At 69.5% G+C, this 18,064-nt stretch carries 14 protein-coding genes; 1 reads left to right on the forward strand and 13 read right to left on the reverse strand.

Annotated elements, in window-relative coordinates; all coding sequences use genetic code 11:
- Window positions 1–16: 16 nt before the first annotated feature.
- The 3 genes from hydA to aptA all read right to left on the reverse strand — a co-directional run bounded on the left by hydA (window position 17) and on the right by aptA (window position 4,369).
- A complete protein-coding gene (gene hydA / locus FZN60_RS21125) occupies window positions 17–1,468 on the reverse strand; it encodes a dihydropyrimidinase (RefSeq protein ID WP_158875499.1) in 1,452 nt (483 codons plus the stop codon).
- Window positions 1,469–1,540: 72 nt separating this feature from the next.
- Window positions 1,541–2,788: a Zn-dependent hydrolase gene (locus FZN60_RS21130; protein WP_158875500.1), complete on the reverse strand. Its 1,248-nt coding sequence runs from the start codon at window positions 2,786–2,788 to the stop codon at window positions 1,541–1,543.
- A 252-nt stretch (window positions 2,789–3,040) separates the two neighbouring features.
- The gene (aptA, locus tag FZN60_RS21135) at window positions 3,041–4,369 is read right to left on the reverse strand and encodes an omega-aminotransferase AptA (protein WP_158875501.1); all 1,329 of its coding nucleotides are present in this window, start codon (window positions 4,367–4,369) and stop codon (window positions 3,041–3,043) included.
- A 172-nt stretch (window positions 4,370–4,541) separates the two neighbouring features.
- Here aptA and rutR point away from each other — a divergent pair, with 172 nt between their 5' ends.
- Window positions 4,542–5,189, forward strand: coding sequence for an HTH-type transcriptional regulator RutR (gene rutR, locus FZN60_RS21140; RefSeq protein ID WP_158875571.1), 648 nt, complete (start codon window positions 4,542–4,544; stop codon window positions 5,187–5,189).
- Between the two features lie 6 nt (window positions 5,190–5,195).
- Here rutR and FZN60_RS21145 read toward each other — a convergent pair whose 3' ends face one another.
- The 10 genes from FZN60_RS21145 to FZN60_RS21190 all read right to left on the reverse strand — a co-directional run bounded on the left by FZN60_RS21145 (window position 5,196) and on the right by FZN60_RS21190 (window position 18,049).
- Window positions 5,196–7,646 (reverse strand): putative bifunctional diguanylate cyclase/phosphodiesterase, encoded by a 2,451-nt coding sequence (locus FZN60_RS21145; protein WP_158875502.1) that lies wholly within the window; start codon window positions 7,644–7,646, stop codon window positions 5,196–5,198.
- A 123-nt stretch (window positions 7,647–7,769) separates the two neighbouring features.
- Window positions 7,770–9,113 carry an NAD-dependent dihydropyrimidine dehydrogenase subunit PreA gene (gene preA / locus FZN60_RS21150; protein WP_158875503.1) on the reverse strand — a complete coding sequence of 448 codons (1,344 nt, stop codon included), beginning with the start codon at window positions 9,111–9,113 and terminating at the stop codon, window positions 7,770–7,772.
- Between the two features lie 17 nt (window positions 9,114–9,130).
- The gene (locus tag FZN60_RS21155; RefSeq protein WP_158875504.1) at window positions 9,131–10,570 is read right to left on the reverse strand and encodes an NAD(P)-dependent oxidoreductase; all 1,440 of its coding nucleotides are present in this window, start codon (window positions 10,568–10,570) and stop codon (window positions 9,131–9,133) included.
- Between the two features lie 113 nt (window positions 10,571–10,683).
- Window positions 10,684–12,231 carry a magnesium-protoporphyrin IX monomethyl ester anaerobic oxidative cyclase gene (bchE, locus tag FZN60_RS21160; protein ID WP_158875505.1) on the reverse strand — a complete coding sequence of 516 codons (1,548 nt, stop codon included), beginning with the start codon at window positions 12,229–12,231 and terminating at the stop codon, window positions 10,684–10,686.
- 13 nt (window positions 12,232–12,244) lie between these two features.
- Window positions 12,245–12,946 carry a di-trans,poly-cis-decaprenylcistransferase gene (locus FZN60_RS21165; protein ID WP_158875506.1) on the reverse strand — a complete coding sequence of 234 codons (702 nt, stop codon included), beginning with the start codon at window positions 12,944–12,946 and terminating at the stop codon, window positions 12,245–12,247.
- Between the two features lie 126 nt (window positions 12,947–13,072).
- A complete protein-coding gene (locus FZN60_RS21170) occupies window positions 13,073–13,432 on the reverse strand; it encodes a winged helix-turn-helix domain-containing protein (protein ID WP_158875507.1) in 360 nt (119 codons plus the stop codon).
- Window positions 13,422–14,036 (reverse strand): hypothetical protein, encoded by a 615-nt coding sequence (locus tag FZN60_RS21175; protein ID WP_158875508.1) that lies wholly within the window; start codon window positions 14,034–14,036, stop codon window positions 13,422–13,424. Before FZN60_RS21175 ends, FZN60_RS21170 begins: the two co-directional genes overlap by 11 nt.
- A gap of 113 nt (window positions 14,037–14,149) precedes the next feature.
- Complete coding sequence (locus FZN60_RS21180; RefSeq protein WP_158875509.1) at window positions 14,150–14,698, reverse strand: sarcosine oxidase subunit gamma; 549 nt, start codon at window positions 14,696–14,698, stop codon at window positions 14,150–14,152.
- Window positions 14,691–17,651, reverse strand: a complete 2,961-nt coding sequence (locus FZN60_RS21185; RefSeq protein WP_158875510.1) for a sarcosine oxidase subunit alpha family protein — start codon at window positions 17,649–17,651, stop codon at window positions 14,691–14,693. Before FZN60_RS21185 ends, FZN60_RS21180 begins: the two co-directional genes overlap by 8 nt.
- Complete coding sequence (locus tag FZN60_RS21190; RefSeq protein WP_158875511.1) at window positions 17,648–18,049, reverse strand: sarcosine oxidase subunit delta; 402 nt, start codon at window positions 18,047–18,049, stop codon at window positions 17,648–17,650. The genes FZN60_RS21185 and FZN60_RS21190 overlap by 4 nt, the downstream gene beginning before the upstream one ends.
- Between the last annotated feature and the right edge of the window lie 15 nt (window positions 18,050–18,064).

Raw genomic sequence — 18,064 nt, forward strand, 5'->3', positions numbered from 1 at the left:
CATGACGGGCGGCGTCTCAGACGCCGCTCGCCGGGATGCCGCTGCGCTCGACCTTGCGGGGCGCCGTCAGCTCCTTCCAGGTCGAGAGCGCCTTGGTCACCGGCGCGTTCGCCGGGCGCTCGACGAAGCGGCCGTCGCCGGTCTCGGCGCGCACCTCGCCGTCGCGGTAAGCGACCTTGCCGCGCGAGAGCGTGACGGCCGGCAGGCCCTTCACCTCGATGCCCTCGAAGACGTTGTAGTCGATCGCCGACTTCTGGGCGGCGGCCTTGATCGTCTTCGTCGCCGTGGGGTCCCAGACCACGAGGTCGGCGTCGGCGCCGGGCAGGATCGCGCCCTTGCGGGGATAGATGTTGAGGATCTTGGCGATGTTGGTCGAGGTCGCCGCGACGAACTCGTTCATGGTCAGACGGCCGGTGTTGACGCCCTTGGTCCAGAGCACCGGCATCCGGTCCTCGAGGCCGCCCGTGCCGTTCGGGATCTTGGTGAAGTCGCCGAGCCCCGTGCGCTTCTGCGCCGTCGTGAAGGCGCAGTGGTCGGTCGCCACCACCTGGAGCGAGCCGGATTGGAGACCGGCCCAGAGCGAATCCTGGTGCAGCTGGTTGCGGAAGGGCGGGCTCATCACGCGGCGGGCGGCATAGTCCCAATCGGCGTTGAAGTATTCGCTCTCGTCGAGGACGAGGTGCTGGATCAGCGGCTCGCCGAAGACGCGCATGCCCTTGGCGCGGGCGCGGCGGATGGCTTCGTGGCTCTGCTCGCAGGACACGTGGACGACGTAGAGCGGCACGCCCGCCTGGTCGGCGATCATGATGGCGCGGTTGGTCGCCTCGCCCTCGACCTCGGGCGGGCGCGAATAGCCGTGCGCCTCGGGGCCGTTGTTGCCTTCGGCCAGGAGCTTCTGCTGGAGAAAGGCGACGACGTCGCCGTTCTCGGCGTGGACGAGCGGCATGGCGCCGAGTTCGGCGCAGCGCGAGAACGAGGCGAACATCTCGTCGTCGTTCACCATCAGCGCGCCCTTGTAGGCCATGAAGTGCTTGAAGGTGTTGATCCCCTCCGCCACGACCTTCGGCATCTCCTCGAAGACGCGCTCGCCCCACCAGGTGATCGCCATGTGGAAGGAGAAGTCGGTGCGCGCCTTGCCGGCCTTCTGGTGCCATTCCTGCAGCGCCTCGATGAGACCCTGGTTCGGCGCGGGCAATACGAAATCGACCGTCATCGTCGTGCCGCCGGCCAGTGCGGCGGCCGAGCCCGTGTCGAAGTCGTCGGAGGAGAAGGTGCCCATGAAGGGCATTTCGAGGTGCGTGTGCGGATCGATGCCGCCCGGCATGACAAAGGCGCCGGACGCGTCGATCACCTCGTTGCCATGGAGATCCGGCCCGACCGCGACGATCGTGCCGCCGTCGACCAGGATGTCGGCCCGGTAGGTCAGGTCGGCGGTGACAACGGTGCCGCCCTTGATCGCGATGGTCATGAGAGCGTTCCTTCTTGTCCGTCGGAGAGGTCGGTTCGGAATGTGCCTAGAGCGTGGGGCGCCGGTTCCGCCCTACTCCGCGATGCCCGCCGTTTCGACCACCGCGTGGAGAAGGACGTCGGCGCCGCCCTTCGCCCAGTCCTTGGTGATCGCCTCCGCCTCGTTGTGGCTGAGGCCGTCGACGCAGGGGCAGAAGACCATGGCGGTGGGAGCGACGCGGTTGATCCAGCAGGCGTCGTGGCCGGCGCCCGAGACGATGTCGCGGTGGCTGTAGCCGAGCCGCTCGGCGGCGTCGCGCACGGCCTTCACGCATCCCTCGTCGAAGGCGACGGGGTCGAAGTGGCCGACCTGCTCGATCTCGTGGGCGATGTCGAGCGCCTCGCAGATCTGCGCGATGCCGGCGCGGATGCGCCCGTCCATGGCGTCGAGGACGCACTTGTCGGGCGAGCGGATGTCGATCGTGAAGACCGTGCGCCCGGCGATGATGTTGCGCGAGTTCGGGTAGACCTCGACGTGGCCGATCGCGCCGACCGCGTCGGGCTGGTAGGCCATCGCCACTTCGTGGACGAGCTCCGTCACCCGCGCCATCCCGAGCCCGGCATTGCGGCGCTTGGGCATCGGCGTCGAGCCGGTATGGCTCTCGCGGCCGGTCAGCGTCACCTGCAGCCATTTCAGGCCCTGGCCGTGGGTGACGACGCCGATGTCGATGCCCTCGTCCTCCAGGATCGGACCCTGCTCGATGTGCAGCTCGAAGAAGGCGCGCATCGGCCGCCCGCCGACCGGCTCCTCGCCCTTCCAGCCGATGCGCTCCAGCTCCTCGCCGAAGCGCTTTCCCTCCGCGTCGCGCCGGTCGTAGGCCCAGCCCATGTCGTGGACGCCGGCGAAGACGCCGGATGCGAGCATGGCGGGGGCGAAGCGCGCCCCCTCCTCGTTGGTCCAGTTGGTGACGACGATCGGGTGCTTGGTGCGGATGCCGAGGTCGTTCAGCGAGCGCACCAGCTCCAACGCGCCGAGGACGCCGAGGACGCCGTCGTACTTGCCGCCGGTCGGCTGGGTGTCGAGGTGGCTGCCGACATAGACCGGCGGCAGCGACGGGTCCGCGCCCTCGCGGCGGGCGAACATCGTGCCCATCGTGTCGACGCCCATCGACAGGCCGGCCTCCTCGCACCAGCGCTGGAACAAGCGCCGCCCCTCGGCGTCGGAATCCGTCAGCGTCTGCCGGTTGTTGCCACCGGCGATGCCTGGGCCGATCTTCGCCATCTCCTCCAGCGAGTCCCAGAGCCGGTCGCCGTTGATCTGGAGGTTGGAAGCAAGGTCCATAGGACAACTCTTCTACGAAAGGGCTTGCAGGATAAGGCTCAGTTTCGTGACTGAACGCGCCGGAAGACAAGGTCGACGGCCGCGATGGTGGCAACCGTGACCACCGCGCATGTGGCGTAGGTCGGCTCGACACCCATGGCCGCGAGTCCAGCCAGAACCGGTCCGACTGCGAGCCCGCCGAGCACAGGAGGCAACCACCAGGATTCGGCTAATCTCCATCCCATCGGCTTCATCGAAACGCCTCCCGCTGCCCTAGTTCAGCCGCCTCAGGATCGCGCGCAGCCCGTCGACGATCTCGCCGATCTGCGCCTCCGAAACGATCAGCGGCGGCGACATGGCGATGATGTCGCCCGTGGTGCGGATCAGGAGGCCGTTCTCGTAGGCGTCGAGGAAGGCGGAAAAGGCGCGCTTGGTCGGCTGGCCGTCGATCGGCTGAAGCTCGACGGCGCCGATGAGGCCGATGGTGCGGATATCGACGACGTGCGGCTCGCCCTTCAGCGAGTGAAGCGCGTCGGCCCAGACCGGCTCCAGCGCCTTGGCCCGCTCGAACAGCCCCTCCTCCTTGTAGGTGTCGAGGGTGGCGAGGCCCGCGGCCGCGGCGATCGGATTGCCGGAATAGGTGTAGCCGTGGAAGAACTCGATCAGGTGTTCCGGCCCGCCCATGAAGGCGTCGTGGATCTTGCCCGACGCGAAGACCGCGCCCATCGGGATGACGCCGTTGGTCAGGCCCTTGGCCGTCACCATCAGGTCCGGCGTCACGTCGAAATAGTCGGCCGCGAAGGCCGTGCCCATGCGCCCGTAGCCGGTGATGACCTCGTCGAAGATGAGGAGGATGCCGTGCTGGTCGCAGATCTCGCGCAGGCGCTTGAGGTAGCCCTTGGGCGGGGGCAGGACGCCGGTCGAGCCCGACACCGGCTCGACGATCACGGCGGCGATGGTCGAGGGGTCGTGGAGCGTCGCGATGCGCAGGAGGTCGTCGGCGAGCTCCACGCCGTGCTCGGCCTCGCCGCGCGAATAGCCGTTGCGGGCCGGGTCGTGGGTGTGGCGCATGTGGTCGACGCCGGTCAGAAGCGTCCCGAACATCTTGCGGTTGGCGACGATGCCGCCGACCGAGATGCCGCCGAAGTTGACGCCGTGATAGCCGCGCTCGCGCCCGATCAGCCGGAAGCGCGACCCGTCGCCCTTCGCCCGGTGATAGGCGAGCGCGATCTTCAGCGCGGTCTCGACCGATTCGGAGCCGGAGTTCGTGAAGAAGACGTGGTCGAGGCCGGCCGGCGCGATGGTCGCGAGGCGCGAGGCCAGCTCGAAGGCCTTGGGGTGGCCCATCTGGAAGGCCGGCGCGTAGTCCAGCTCGCCGGCCTGCGTCGCGATCGCCTCGGTGATCTTCGGCCGGCAATGGCCGGCATTCACGCACCAGAGGCCGGCGGTCGCGTCCAGCACCTGCCGCCCGTCGGCGGTGGTGTAGTGCATGTCCTTCGCGCCCACGAACATGCGCGGCGCCTGCTTGAACTGACGGTTCGCCGTGAACGGCATCCAGAAGGCGTCGAGATTGTTGGGAGCGACCCTGGTCATCTCGTTCATCGCGCCGCATCCTCCCGCACACTCCGCCGGTGCACGAAACGGCCTCGGCGGAAACTTGACTGATTGGTCAAATGTCAGGCTAGAAGGTGCCTGAGGGCCGGTCAAGCTCTCTTGAATGGTTCAAAATTGTGCAGTGCGGATCCGCTCGGACCGGCGGCGCGACGAGGGCGAGATGGACGCGCGGGTGGACGAGGAACCGGCGGGCGGCGGGCAGACCCGCATCCAGGCGATCAACCGCGAGATCATCCTCCAGGCGGCGCTGGAGGTCTTCTCGGTCCACGGCTTCCGCGGCTCGACCCTGGACCAGATCGCGACCAAGGCCGGGCTTTCCAAGCCCAACCTCCTCTACTACTTCCGCCGCAAGCAGGACATCTACGAGGCGGTGCTGCGCGACACGCTGGCGCTCTGGCTCGAGCCGCTGGCGGCGATCCGCGCCGACGGCGAGCCGATCGAGGAGCTGCGGCGCTACATCACCTTCAAGCTGCGCATGAGCCAGGAGCAGCCGCAGGCCTCGCGCCTCTTTGCCAACGAGATCCTGGCCGGCGCGCCGGTGATTCGCGGCTTCCTCGCCACCGATCTCCGGACACTTGTGGAGGAGAAGGCGGGCGTGATCCGCGGCTGGGTCTCGGACGGGCGGCTCGCGCCCATCGACCCCGTGCACCTGATCTTCGCGATCTGGGCGACGACGCAGCACTATGCCGACTTCGACGTCCAGGTGCGCGCCATCCTCGGCGAGCAGGTCGACGGCCGCGGCTTTCCCGAGCAGGCGGCCCAGGCCGTCCTGTCGATCATCCTCAACGGCGTCCGCCCCCGGGCCTGAGCGCCCTCAGCCGCTTTCCGCCACGCGCGCGACGGAGTGCGCCGCCTCCCGCTCGCTCGCCCAGAAGGCTTGCACCTCGGCGAGGATGCGCGGCAGGTCGCCGGCCGGACGCGGCCGCGAGAAAAGGAAGCCCTGCATCTCGCGGCAGCCCTCCGCGCGCAGCATGCGCAGCTGCTCCACCGTCTCGATGCCCTCGGCGATGACCGGCATCTTCAGCGCGCGGCCGAGGCCGATCACGGCGCGCACGATCGCCATGTTCTCCGGCAGTGTCATGTCGCGCACGAAGGACTGGTCGATCTTGATCTTGTCGAAGGGGAACCGGCTGAGATAGCCGAGCGAGGAATACCCCGTGCCGAAATCGTCCATCGAGATGATCATTCCGTCCGACCGCAGGTCGGTCAGGATCGCCAGCGTGTTGTCGCCGTCGTCGAGGAAGAGCGATTCGGTGACTTCGAGCTGCAGCCGGCGCGGCGAGAGACCCGAGCGCGCCAGCGCCTGGCGGACGTCCGCCACGAGCGTCCGGCTGCGGAACTGGACGGGCGACAGGTTGACCGACAGGATGAGGTCTCCCGGCCAGTTGGCGGCTTGGGCCGACGCCGTCCGCAGCGCCCAGACGCCGATCTGCTCGATGAGGCCGATCTCCTCCGCCAGCGGAATGAAGACGCCGGGCGAGACCAGGCCGCGCCTGGGGTGACGCCAGCGCAGCAGCGCCTCGAAGCCGGAGACCGCCTGCCGGTCGGCATGAACGAAGGGCTGGTAGAAGATTTCCAGCTCGTCGTTTTCCAGCGCGAGCCGGAGGTCGCGCTCCAGTTCGCGGCGCTCGTTCAGCGCCTCGCGCATCGAGGGCTCGAAGATGCGGTAGCCGCTGCGACCCTCGGCCTTGGCGCGATACAGCGCGAGGTCGCAGTTCTGCATGACGTGATCGGCATCGCCCATGGTGCCGACCATCCGGCGCGGCACGGGAACGGCGCCGAGCGACACGCCGCTGTGGATGTGGCGGTTGTTGATCTCGAAGGGCTCGCCCATCGCCGCGACGATCTGGGCGGCCAGCCGCTCGCCGCCCTCGGGCTGGCGGGCGCCGACTTGGATCACCGCGAACTCGTCGCCGCCGAGCCGGGCGACCACGTCGCGCCGGCCCGTCACCGCGCGCAAACGGTCGCCGACCGCCTTGAGGAGCGCGTCGCCGACGGGATGGCCGAAGGTGTCGTTCACCGACTTGAAGTCGTTCACGTCGAGGGTGATGACGGCGATGTCCTGCGCGGCCGAGCCGCGCAGAGCCAGAATCTCGTCCAGCCGCTCGCAGAAGCGGCGGCGGTTGGCGAGTTCGGTCAACCCGTCGTGACCTGCCAGGTGCTCCATCCGCTGGGAGGCATGATGCTGGGCGGTGATGTTCTCGAAGGTGACGAGCAGGCCCTTGTCGCGCATGCCGCGGCGCTTGATGCGCATCACCTCCCCGTCCGGCATCTCCTTGACGAACTCGCCGGTCGCGTCGGGCTCGAGGACCGTGTGGAAGCGCTTGTCGCCGAGGATCTCGCGCGCCGACATTCCCGGCTTCAGGTTCGGAAACATGGCCGCGAAGGGGTCGTTGTAGACCAGGAGATTGAAGCCGCCGTCGAGCATGCACAGGCCCTGCGGCATGTTGTTGAGCGCCGCGAGGAACCGGTTCTCATGGTTCTGCAGGCGCTCGTCGAAGGTCGTCGCCTGCCGGCCGATCCGCTCCTGCAGAGACGCGCAGGACGCTTGAAGCACCTCGATGGCGTCGAAGACCTCGGCGAACTCCCGCTCGTCGTTGCGCTTTATCGGGTGGAGGATGTCGCCCCGCGCGATCCTGCGCGCCTGACGGCGCAGATCGCCGACGAGCCGGCCGACGCGCCAGCTCATGATGCCGGTCGCCGCCAGCCCCAGCGCGACGACGATGGCGAGCCCGATCCAGGTCTGCGTCGCGGCGCCGTTGAACTGCCGGTCCGCCTGCTCGCGCGTCTGCGTGACCTCGGCGCGCACCTCGGACACGATGACGTCGAGGTTGGAGGCGATGCGAGCGAGCTCGCGCGAGGCGAGACGCAGGCTCACCTCCCCTTGCGAGGCCGCGAGCCGGCTCAGCGGATACAGGAGGTCGCCGATCCGCTTCGTCACCTCAGGGGACGCCGTGCCGTCGGCCGCTTCCTTCAGCATGGCCGAGATGTCGGACATCGGCACGTCGAGCGATTCGGCGCTGCCGAGCGAATAGGCCGGCGTCGATCCCCCGACTTCCGACAGGATGCGCTGGTAGCGGTCGGACAGGACGGAGGCGTAGCGCTGAGCCTCCTGCAGGCGGTTCAGCGAATGCATGCCCCGCTCGTAGAGGTCCGACGACAGGGCGCGCGACTCGACCAGGGTGCCGTGACTGAAGGCAGCAAACAGGATCGTCGCGAGAGCGAAGATGACACCGCCGGCCAGGAGCTTCAGTTGCAGGGACATGGATGCCGGCGCATGCGATTGAAGATCGGCCGGCGCCCGATCGGCACCGCCCCGTCCTCTGCAGTCTTAGGACATCCTGGTTTCTCTTCTCTTACGGCCCGGTCTCTTCGCCCGGGCGCCTTGTTATTCTGCCGCGTCGGGCAGCAGCACCGGCTCGGCGGCGAACTGCTGCTTCTCGCGCGCCATCGGATTGTTGGGATGCGAGGTCCAGTTGGCGTAGGCGTCGGGGATCGGCTTCTTCGTGCGCGGATCGCATCCGGCGATCTGCTCCATGGTGATGCAGTTCTCGACGGGGCAGACGTTGACGCAGAGATTACAGCCGACGCATTCCTCGTCGATCACCTCGAAGTGGCGCCGGCCGTCCAGCATCGACGTGATCGCCTGATGCGAGGTGTCCTCGCAGGCGATGTGGCAGCGGCCGCACTTGATGCAGAGGTCCTGGTCGATCCGCGCCTTGGTGACGTAGTTGAGGTTCAGGTACTGCCAGTCCGTCACGTTGGGCGCCGCGCGTCCGCGGAAGTCCTCGATGGTGCGATAGCCCTTCTCGTCCATCCATTCGGACAGGCCCGAGGCCATCTCCTTCACCACCTTGAAGCCGTAGGTCATCGCCGCGGTGCAGACCTGCACCGTGCCGCAGCCGAGCGAGATGAACTCCGCCGCGTCGCGCCAGGTGGTGATGCCGCCGATGCCGGAGATCGGGATGCCGGCGGTTTCCGCGTCGCGGGCGATCTCCGCCACCATGTTGAGCGCGATCGGCTTCACCGCCGGCCCGCACATGCCGCCGTGGGAGCCCTTGCCGTCGATGGTCGGGGTCGGCGCGAAGTTGTCGAGGTCGATCGACATGATCGAGGAGACCGTGTTGATCAGCGACACGGCGTCGGCGCCGCCGCGCTTGGCGGCGCGCGCGGGATAGCGCACGTCGGTGATGTTGGGCGTCAGCTTCACGATCACCGGAAGGCGCGAATGCTGCTTGCACCAGCGCGCGACCATCTCGATGTATTCCGGCACCTGCCCGACCGCCGAGCCCATGCCGCGCTCGCTCATCCCGTGCGGGCAGCCGAAGTTCAGCTCGACGCCGTCCGCGCCGGTCTGCTCGACGAGCGCCAGGATCTTCTTCCAGGGCGCTTCCTCGCAGGGGACCATCAGGGAGACGATCATCGCCCGGTCCGGCCAGTTGCGCTTGACCCGCGCGATCTCCTCGAGGTTCGTGTCGAGTGCCCGGTCGGTGATCAGCTCGATGTTGTTGAGCCCCAGCAGCCGCCGGTCCGGCCCGTGAAAGGCGCCGTAGCGCGGGCCGTTGACGTTGACCACCGGCGGATCCTCGCCGAGCGTCTTCCAGACGACGCCGCCCCAGCCCTGCTCGAAGGCGCGCTGGACGTTGTATTCCTTGTCCGTCGGCGGCGCCGAGGCCAGCCAGAAGGGGTTGGGCGAGCGGATCCCCAGAAAGGTCGTCGACAGGTCGGCCATGATGGTTCCCCTTCCCTTCAGCGAGTCGCGCCGGTCAGCGCTTCGACGGCGCCCAGCACCTTGTTCTTGATCGCCTCGACCGCGCCGCGCGGCTCGGCCGTCAGCGCCGCGTGGATGCTCATCGCGGCGACCTTGCCGTGCTCCGTCGCCACCACGGTCAGGTCCTCGCCGCCGACCACGCAGTCGCCGCCGGCCCAGACGTCGGGGAGGCTGGTCCGGCGCTCGGCGTCGACCTTGATGCGGCCGTTCTCGGTGGCGAGGCCTTGCGCCTCCGAGCCGTCCGAGGCGATGCCCGCGGGATCGAAGGCCTGGCCGATCGCCTTGAAGACCTGATCGGCCTCGACGATCACCGTCTCGCCCGTGCCGACGAGCCGGCCGTCGACGGTGGCCGTGCGCTCCAGCTCGATGCCCGAGACGTGGCCGTTGGCGGCGAGGATGCGCTTCGGGGTGAGGTTGCAGCGGATGTGGACGCCGCGGGTCTGGGCCAGCTCCTGCTCGTAGCGCGACGCGTTCATGGCATCCTGGCCGCGGCGATAGGCGACGGTCACCTCCTGCGCGCCCAGCGCCTTGGCCTGGATGGCCGCGTCGATCGCCGTCATGCCGCCGCCGATCACGACCACGCGCCGCCCGACCGGCAGGCCCGCGAGGTCCGTCGTCTGCCGCAGCTCGGCGATCCAGGCGACGGCATCGTGGCTGCCGCCCGCCGTCTCGTCGTCGAGGCCGAGCGCGTTGACGCCCGCGAGACCCAGGCCGAGGAACACGGCGTCGTAGTCGCGGCGCAGGTCGGCGAGGTGGATGTCGCGGCCGAGCGCCTTGCCGGTCTCGACGCTCACGCCGCCGATCGACAGGATGAAGTCGACTTCCTTCTGCGCGAAGCGCTCGGTCGCCTTGTAGGCGGCGATGCCGAACTCGTTGAGGCCGCCCGGCTTCTGGCGCGCGTCGAAGAGCACGACGTCGTGGCCGAGCATGGCGAGGCGATGGGCGCAGGACAGGCCCGCCGGCCCGGCGCCGACCACCGCGACGCGCTTGCCCGTCGGCGCCGCGCGGGTGAAGGGGTGGCGTCCCGTGTCCATCACGGCGTCGGTGGCGTAGCGCTGGAGGAGGCCGATCTTCACCGGCTTGCCCTCGGCCGCCTCGCGAACGCAGGCCTCCTCGCAAAGCGTCTCGGTCGGGCAGACGCGGGCGCACATGCCGCCGAGGATGTTGGCGGACAGGATCGTCTTGCCCGCGCCGATCGGGTTGCCGGCCTGGATCTCGCGGATGAACAGCGGCACGTCGATGGAGGTCGGGCAGGCCTCCATGCAGGGCGCGTCGTAGCAGAAGTAGCAGCGGTCCGCCTCGACCAGCGCCTCGTGCGCCTCCAGCGGCGGATGAACGTCCGAGAAGTTACGGGCGAGCGCCTGCGGATCGAGGCGGGCGCCCGCGATATCCGGGCGTTGAGGAGCCAACTCGTTCATCGCGACGACCCTTTCCCCTGCCGGTCCGACGGCCCGCCTGCCGGGCTAGTCTGGAACCGTTCAAAAGGAGACTGCCGCGACTTTATCGGAAGGTCAAATTTTTTATCGGATGGTCAAAGATCGACCGGCAAGCCTGGGACAACGTCGCGGCGGGCGGGTGACGTCGCGTGCCGGGCCGGCACCATCGACTCCTCCTCGGCGTCCTGCGGCAGGCCCCAAAAGGACGACACGGTCGGACCGCCGGCTATTCGGCGGCGCAGCACGAAGTTGACGATCTCGTAGGGCCAGACTCGCCGGCCCATCTGCGCGTACCAGCGCATGGCATGACGCAGGCCGGGGTCGGGGTGGAGGAAGGTGCGGCGCAGCGCCTTCGGGCGCCCTTGCAGTATCGCCTCGATGAGTTTGACCCAGAGAAGCGTGCGCCAGGGCGGCATGTGGCGCGTCGCCAGCACCTGGTGCTTGTAGTCCCAGCGGCGGCGATCGGTCTGGATGACGCGGCGCTCCGCCGCCTGGCGGAAGAAGGGCGTCCAGCGGTGCGGCGTCACGTAGAGCAGCTGCACCTGGTCGGGATCGTAGGAGAGGAGCTGGCGAAGGCCCCGCCAGAGATCGCGGTCGGTCTCCTCCTCGAAGCCGACGACCCAGGTCGCCATGGACAGGATGCCGTTCTCGCGCAGGAGCCGGATCGCCTCGCGGTCGCTCGCCGTCGCGCCGCCCTTCCTCACCATCTCCAGCGTCTTCTCGTCGGTGTTCTCCAGGCCGAGAAGGAAGCGCTGCCAGCCGGCCCGCTTGTAGAGGGGCAGGATGTCGGCGTCGCGCACGATGTCGTCGGCGCGGGTCGAGCCGACGAGGATCACGTCGACCTCTTCGGCGATCAGCGTTTCGAGGAACAGCCGCCACGCCTTCTTCGACACGGTCGGGTTCTCGTCGGCGAAGTTGAAGACCTTGACGCCGTGCTCGCGGTGGAGGCGGGCGATCTCGCGGGCGAAGCGGACGGGATCGCGATGGCGCCAGCGCGTCCAGAAGCCGCGCTGCCCGCAATAGCTGCACAGGTGCGGGCAACCGCGCGAAAACTGGACGACCACGGCGCGCAGCCGTCCCCAGTAGCTGTAGTGCGCGTGGTCGATCAGCTCCCAGCCGACGCGGTAGGCGTCGAGGTCGGCGATCACCGGCGCGGGGCGCGTCGCGCAAGGGCCGGCTTCGCCGCGATAGGCGATGCCGGGGATCGAGCCGAGCGGCGCGTCCACCGACAGCGCCGCCATCAGCCGTCGCGCGGTCTCCTCGCCTTCGCCGCGCACGATCGCCGTCACCCAGGGCTCGTCGGCGAGGATTTCGCGCCAGTGATAGGTGGGAAAGACGCCGCCGTAGACGATCGCGACGCCGGGCAGCGCGAGCGAAACGCGGCGGGCGACGTCGCGGATCACCGGGTGGCCGGAGGTCGAGCCGGAATGGCCGAAGAGCACGGCATCCGGCTCCCAAGCCACGACCGCCGCGACGAGATCGCGGATCGGCATCGGCCCGAACTCGGCGTCGAGGAGGCGCACGACGTGGCCATCGTCGATCAGCGGTCCTCCGATCGAGAGGAGGCCGAGCGGCGGCAGGTGATCGTCCGGGATGCGGCTGCCGATCGCGGGATGGGGCACGTTGACGAGAAGGATGCGCATCGGACCGCTCCCTTCAAGCCGCTTCAGCCGCGGGCGGCAGACCGCCGAATCGGCGGCTCCGCCCCTGGAACTCGTCCAGCGCAGCAGCGAGGTCGCCCGCGCCGAAGTCCGGCCAGAGCCGGTCGGTGAAGATCAGCTCGGCATAGGCGCTCTCCCAGAGAAGGAAGTCGCTGAGCCGCTTCTCGCCGCCCGTTCGCAGGAGGAGGTCGAGGTCCGGCGCCTCGTCCCCGGCGACGAGGCGGGAGAAGGCGTCGCGGTCCGTCGAGGCGTCGGCGAGCCGGGCCGCGGCGAGGATCGCCTCGCAAGCGGAATAGTCGAAGGCGATGCGCAGGTGCAGCGCCCTGCCCTCCGCCGTCGCGGCTTCCGCCGCGGCGATCCGGCGGACGAGCCCGGCCGGCAGGCGGTCACGGCGGCCGACCAGCGACAGCCGTACGCCGGCCTCGCGGAAGGCGCCGATTTCCTGGGCGAGATAGCCGCGCAGCAGTCCCATGAGCACCGCGACCTCGGCGGCGGGGCGGCGCCAGTTGTCGCTGGAAAAGGCGTAGAGCGTCAGCGTGCCGACGCCGCCGCGAATCGCCGCCTCGACGATCGGCCGGATCGCCCGGACGCCCGCCTCGTGGCCGCGGCTGCGCGACAGGCCGCATCGCTCGGCCCAGCGGCCGTTGCCGTCCATGATGATGCCGAGGTGGATTTTGTTCAGCATTGTGCTTTGCATTGCAAAGTCTCCGGTCATGATGGCGCGCCGGTCCGCTTCCGCGAACCGTTGGTGGGTTTCGGATGGGTGTTGGCAGGTAGTCGCGCCGCCGATGCTGCCTTGCGGCAGACCGGCGGCGGGTCGTCGTCAGGCGATGCGGATCGGGATCGCCTCGCTTGCGTCGGCGGCCTCTCCGGCGTCGCGCACGACGCGCTCGAGAACCGCGAGGTAGTCGAGGAAGCGCTGGCGCCCGGCCGGGGTGATGCGGCAGGTCGTCAGCGGGCGCTTGCCCTCGTAGCCCTTGTCGATGGCGACGAGCCCCGCCTCCTCCAGCACCTGGAGGTGGCGCGACAGGTTGCCGTCGGTGAGGCCGCAGAGGCGTTTGAGGTCGCCGAACGCCAGCCCTTTGGCGTGGCCGACGAGCGAGGTCATGATGCCCAGCCGCGCCTTCTCGTGGATGGTGCGGTCGAGCCCGTCATAGGCGAAGGGCGCGGGATCAGCCGACATGCGCGTCTCCCGGTCCGCGGAACACGACGGCGGCGAGGATCATCTGCCCGACGGCGAAGGGCAGGCCCATCATCCAGGGCGAGAGCGTCGGCCCCTGCGCCGCGAGCATCAGAACGGCGCAGCCCGCCAGGAAGTACCAGCCGGCGGCAAGGAGGCTCCCGCGCGGCAGGGAAGGCGCGGCGGCGAAGAGGCCGAGGCTGACGAGGATCTGCCAGAGGCCCGGCAGCGCCCAGACGGCGTCCGGCGCGAAGCGACCGAGGATCGCCGCGAGCGCCAAGCCCGCCGCACCGGCCGGCAGGAACTGCCCGATCGCGTTGTGGATCATCGCGTCGGCGAGCCCGCCGTGATGCCGGCGCGCCCGCACGATCACCTCGGCTCCGATGAGGAGTACCGCGATGACGGCGGCGACGATCCAGCCGGCGAAGAACAGGCCCGGCTCCCGCATCGGCTCCGCCAGCATCGCCGTCTGCACGCCTGCCACGATCAGGGCGATGCCGCCCGTCGCGGCGAGGGCCGCCGGACCGAAGCCGCGGAAGGTCGTGCTCGCGGCCATCCGGCTGCGGATGAGATCGATGTCGGCCAGAGCCTTCTCGTACTCGCCCATACTGCACCTCAAACAACTTTATATCGCAAAGTATTCGCATACGCCGACGAATAGCAAGAGCCCTGCCGCTCCTTTCCGAACGGCAGGGCTCGAAGACGACGCGGATGAGCGGTTCAGAGCGCCGGCGCGCGAGCGGCCTCGGCGAGATAGGTCCAGAGATAGTCCGAGAAGGAGCGCCAGACCTCGACCTCGAAGACGGTCTCGGAGCGCCGCCAGATCACCACCTCGACCTTGCCGAAGACGGTGCGCGAGCAGGCCCCGACGGGAAAGCGCGACAAGCGCAGGTCCTGCGGACAGCCTTCGCCCAGCACGGCTTCCGCAGCCGGCCCTTCCAGGCGGATCGCGACGTTGCGATGGGTGATCTCGGTGGCGAAGGCCGGCCCGCTCAGGCCCGCCAGCCGGTCGGCGACGTCGCCCTCGGCAAAGACCAGCCACTCGTCCGGCCCGAGCCAGAGCGCGGCGGCGGTCCCGCTTTCGGCGCTCGTCTTCGGGCGGCGCGGCAGCGCGAAGCCGAGCACGTCGGAGAGGTTTGTCGCGTCGTTCTCGCGCGCCCGCAGCGAGAAGCGGCGGCGCTTCGGAAGCGGCGCGATGATCACGCCCGCGCCGCTGGCGTAGCGGCCGTCGAGGGGCGAGACGCGGCGGAGACTAGCGGAATCAGCCATGGAGACGCTCTCCCTCGGGATCGAAGAACACGGGGTTCACCACTTCCACCTCGATCGGCCCGTCCGGCATTGGCACGAACAGCCGCTCGCCCATCCGGGCGCGACCGTTGCGGACCACCGCCAGCGCGAAGGAGCGCCCGAGTGCGGCCGAGCGGTAGGACGAGGTGACGTGGCCGATCATGGTCATCGGCACCGGCTCGTTCGGGTCGGCGACGATCTGCGCGCCCTCTTCCAGGACGGTCAGCGGGTTGACCGTCCTGAGGCCGACGAGCTGCTTGCGGTTCGGCGCGAGAAGGTCGGGGCGCGTCATGCCGCGCTTGCCCACGAAGTCCGCCTTCTTCTTCGACACGGCCCAGCCGAGGCCCGCATCGTCGGCGGTCATCGTGCCGTCGGTCTCCTGGCCGATGATGATGTAGCCCTTCTCGGCGCGAAGGACGTGCATGGTCTCGGTGCCGTAGGGCACGAGCCCGAGCGGCCGGGCGGCCTCGCGGAGCCTGTCCCAGACGGCGCGCACGCCGTCCGCCGGCAGGTTCAGCTCGAAGCCGGTCTCGCCGGTGAAGGACACGCGGAAGAAGCGGCAGGGCAGGCCCATGACGGTGGCCATGCCGACCGACATGTGCGGCATGGCGGCGGCCGAGATGTCGAGCCCCTCCACGAAGGGGGCGACGAGCTCGCGCGCCTTCGGCCCCTGCACGGCGATCGTGCCCCACTCCTCGGTGATCGAGGTCAGCCAGACGTCGAGCTCGGGGAACTCGGTCTGGCGGTAGTCCTCCATCATGTTGAGGACGCGCGGCGCCCCGCCGGTCGTGGTGGTCACGTGCCAGCGGTTCTCGTCGATCCGCGCCGCGATGCCGTCGTCGATGACGAAGCCGGGTTCCGAGAGCAGGATCACGTATCGGCAGCGCCCGACCGCGAGGTTGGAGAGCGGCGTCGCGTAGATCAGGTCGAGGAACTTCGCGGCGTCTCGGCCCGTCACCTCGATCTTGCCGAGCGTCGAGGCGTCGAAGAGGCCGCCGGCCTCGCGGACCGTGCGGCATTCGCGGACGACCGCCTCGTCCATCGATTCGTTCTTCGGAAAGTACCAGGCGCGCTTCCACTGGCCGACATCCTCGAACACCGCGCCTTCTGCCGCGGCGCTGTCGTGGATCGGCGTGCGGCGCACGGGGTCGAAGAGCGCGCCCTTGGCGCGGCCGGCGATCGTGCCGAAGGTGATCGGCGTGAAAGGCGCGCGGAAGGTGGTCAGCCCGACCTCGGGCATGGAGCGGCCGAGCTTCTCGGCGGCGATGCCGAGGCCGTTGATGTTGGAGGTCTTGCCCTGGTCGGTCGCCATGCCGTTGGTGGTGAAGCGCTTGATGTGCTCCACCGAGCGGAAGCCTTCGGCCACCGCGAGGCCGATGTCCTTGGCGGTGACGTCGTTCTGCCAGTCCACGAAGGCCTTGCCCGCGCCCGGCCGCTTCACCGCCGGCGTCGCGCCCGCAACGCCGCCACCATGCGGCGCGAGGCCCGCGACGGTCGGCATGGCCCCCTTGCCACCGACGGCCGCCTGAGCCTCGGCAAAGGCTGCGGCGAGGTCGAAGGTGCCGTTGCCCGCGCCCACCGGGACGCAGTTCTGCGCCGGCTTGCCCGGCACGAAGGATTGGAGGCCTTCAACGAAGGTCAGGCCGCCGCGCGACTGCGAGAACAGATGGACGGAGGGCGTGAAGCCGCCGGACATCAGCAGCGCGTCGCACTCGATGCCGCGATTGTCGCCGCCGGTGCGCAGCTCTTCGAGGACGATGCCGCGCACGCGCTTGCCCCCCCGCACCGCCTTGACGCCGTAGCCCGTCAGCACCTCGATGCCGGCCGCCCGGGCCTCGCGGATCGGCGCCGTTTCCGGCTCCTCGCGAAGGTCGATGATGGCCGGCACGTCGACGCCCGCGGCCTTGAGGTCGAGGGCGGCGAAATAGGCCGCGTCGTGCGCGGTGAAGACGCAGACGCGCCGTCCGACCGCGACGCCGTACTCGTTGAGGTATTGCCGGCCGGCGCTCGCCAGCATGACGCCCGGCCGGTCGTTGTCGGGGAAGACGAGCGGTCGCTCGATGGCGCCGCAGGCAAGCACCACCTTCTCCGCGCGCACCTGCCATTGACGCTCGCGCGGAGCGTCGGCGGCGGGCGTCGCCTCGTGCTCGGTCAGCTTCTCGCCGAGCGCCACCATGTTCTGCGCGTAGTAGCCGAAGGCCTGGGTCCGCGGCAGCAGGCGCACGTTGGGCATGGAAACCAGCCGCGCCACCGTCGCGTCCACCCAGCGCATGCCGGGCTTGCCGTCGACCAGCGCCGTGTCGCTCTCGACCCGCAGCCAGCCGCCGAAGCGCTCGTTCTCGTCGCAGATGACGACCTCGTCGCCGTTCTCCGCGGCCGCGAGCGCCGCCGTGAGGCCCGCCGGCCCACCGCCGACGACGAGCACGTCGCAGTGCAGGAAGCGGTTGGCGTAGATGTCGGGGTCGGCCTCCTCCGGCGCACTTCCCAGGCCCGCCGCGGCGCGGATGTTCGGCTCGTAGACCCTGGCCCAGAAGCTCTTCGGCCACATGAAGGTCTTGTAGTAGAAGCCGGCCGTCAGGAAGCGCCCGAACAGCGAGTTCACCGCGCCGACGTCGAAGTCGAGCGTCGGCCAGCGGTTCTGGCTGACGGCCTCGAGCCCCTGATAGAGCGGCTGCTGGGTCGCGCGGATGTTGGGCTGGCGCCGCGCCGCGTCGCGCCGCACTTCGACGAGCGCGCTCGGCTCCTCGGAGCCCGCGCCGAGGATTCCGCGCGGCCGATGGTACTTGAAGGAGCGACCGGTGAGATGGATGCCGTTGGCGAGGAGCGCCGAGGCGAGCGTGTCGCCCTCCAACCCCTCATAGGGGTTGTTGTCGAAGGTGAAGCGGATGCGGCGCTCGCCAAGGCGCCCGCGCGAGGCGATGCGGTGCGTCTTCATCGTGCGCTCTCCCCCTCGCCCGCGGCCGGCCCGTCCGGCGCTCCGGTCGCGCCGAGCTTCGGCGCGACGCCTGGATTGGCGCCCGCGCCGAAGAGCGCCGGCGACCAGTCGGCCGTCTCGTCGATCTCGGGGGCAGCCTCGCCCGCCTTGTAGAAGGCGTAGAACTTGTCGGTCACGGAATGGCGCGCGGCGTTGAAGAAGCGCCCGCAGCCGTGGATGTGGCGCCAGCGCTCCAGGACGAGGCCGCGATTGTTGGTGCGGATGTAGAGGCTCTCGGCGACCGCCTCGTCGTCGAGCGTCTCGGTCGCGGCGGGTCGGGAGACGTGCGCCTCGCCGGCGTGGCGGAACTCCAGTTCCGGCCGCGCTTCCTCGCAATAAGGGCAGTGGATCAACAGCATCGGGCGAAGATCTCG

This window comes from Antarcticirhabdus aurantiaca, from assembly GCF_009765365.1.
In the GTDB taxonomy this organism is placed as follows: Bacteria; Pseudomonadota; Alphaproteobacteria; order Rhizobiales; family Rhizobiaceae; genus Antarcticirhabdus; species Antarcticirhabdus aurantiaca.

Bases quoted from the DNA above. Each gene is read 5' to 3' on its own strand.
- hydA (WP_158875499.1), bottom strand. From the start codon at position 1,468: ATGACCATCGCGATCAAGGGCGGCACCGTTGTCACCGCCGACCTGACC.
- FZN60_RS21165 (WP_158875506.1), bottom strand. From the start codon at position 12,946: ATGCAAAGCACAATGCTGAACAAAATCCACCTCGGCATCATCATGGAC.
- FZN60_RS21185 (WP_158875510.1), bottom strand. From the start codon at position 17,651: ATGAAGACGCACCGCATCGCCTCGCGCGGGCGCCTTGGCGAGCGCCGC.
- aptA (WP_158875501.1), bottom strand. From the start codon at position 4,369: ATGAACGAGATGACCAGGGTCGCTCCCAACAATCTCGACGCCTTCTGG.
- FZN60_RS21155 (WP_158875504.1), bottom strand. From the start codon at position 10,570: ATGAACGAGTTGGCTCCTCAACGCCCGGATATCGCGGGCGCCCGCCTC.
- bchE (WP_158875505.1), bottom strand. From the start codon at position 12,231: ATGCGCATCCTTCTCGTCAACGTGCCCCATCCCGCGATCGGCAGCCGC.
- FZN60_RS21145 (WP_158875502.1), bottom strand. From the start codon at position 7,646: ATGTCCCTGCAACTGAAGCTCCTGGCCGGCGGTGTCATCTTCGCTCTC.
- FZN60_RS21175 (WP_158875508.1), bottom strand. From the start codon at position 14,036: ATGGGCGAGTACGAGAAGGCTCTGGCCGACATCGATCTCATCCGCAGC.
- FZN60_RS21190 (WP_158875511.1), bottom strand. From the start codon at position 18,049: ATGCTGTTGATCCACTGCCCTTATTGCGAGGAAGCGCGGCCGGAACTG.
- FZN60_RS21130 (WP_158875500.1), bottom strand. From the start codon at position 2,788: ATGGACCTTGCTTCCAACCTCCAGATCAACGGCGACCGGCTCTGGGAC.
- FZN60_RS21180 (WP_158875509.1), bottom strand. From the start codon at position 14,698: ATGGCTGATTCCGCTAGTCTCCGCCGCGTCTCGCCCCTCGACGGCCGC.
- preA (WP_158875503.1), bottom strand. From the start codon at position 9,113: ATGGCCGACCTGTCGACGACCTTTCTGGGGATCCGCTCGCCCAACCCC.
- rutR (WP_158875571.1), top strand. From the start codon at position 4,542: ATGGACGCGCGGGTGGACGAGGAACCGGCGGGCGGCGGGCAGACCCGC.
- FZN60_RS21170 (WP_158875507.1), bottom strand. From the start codon at position 13,432: ATGTCGGCTGATCCCGCGCCCTTCGCCTATGACGGGCTCGACCGCACC.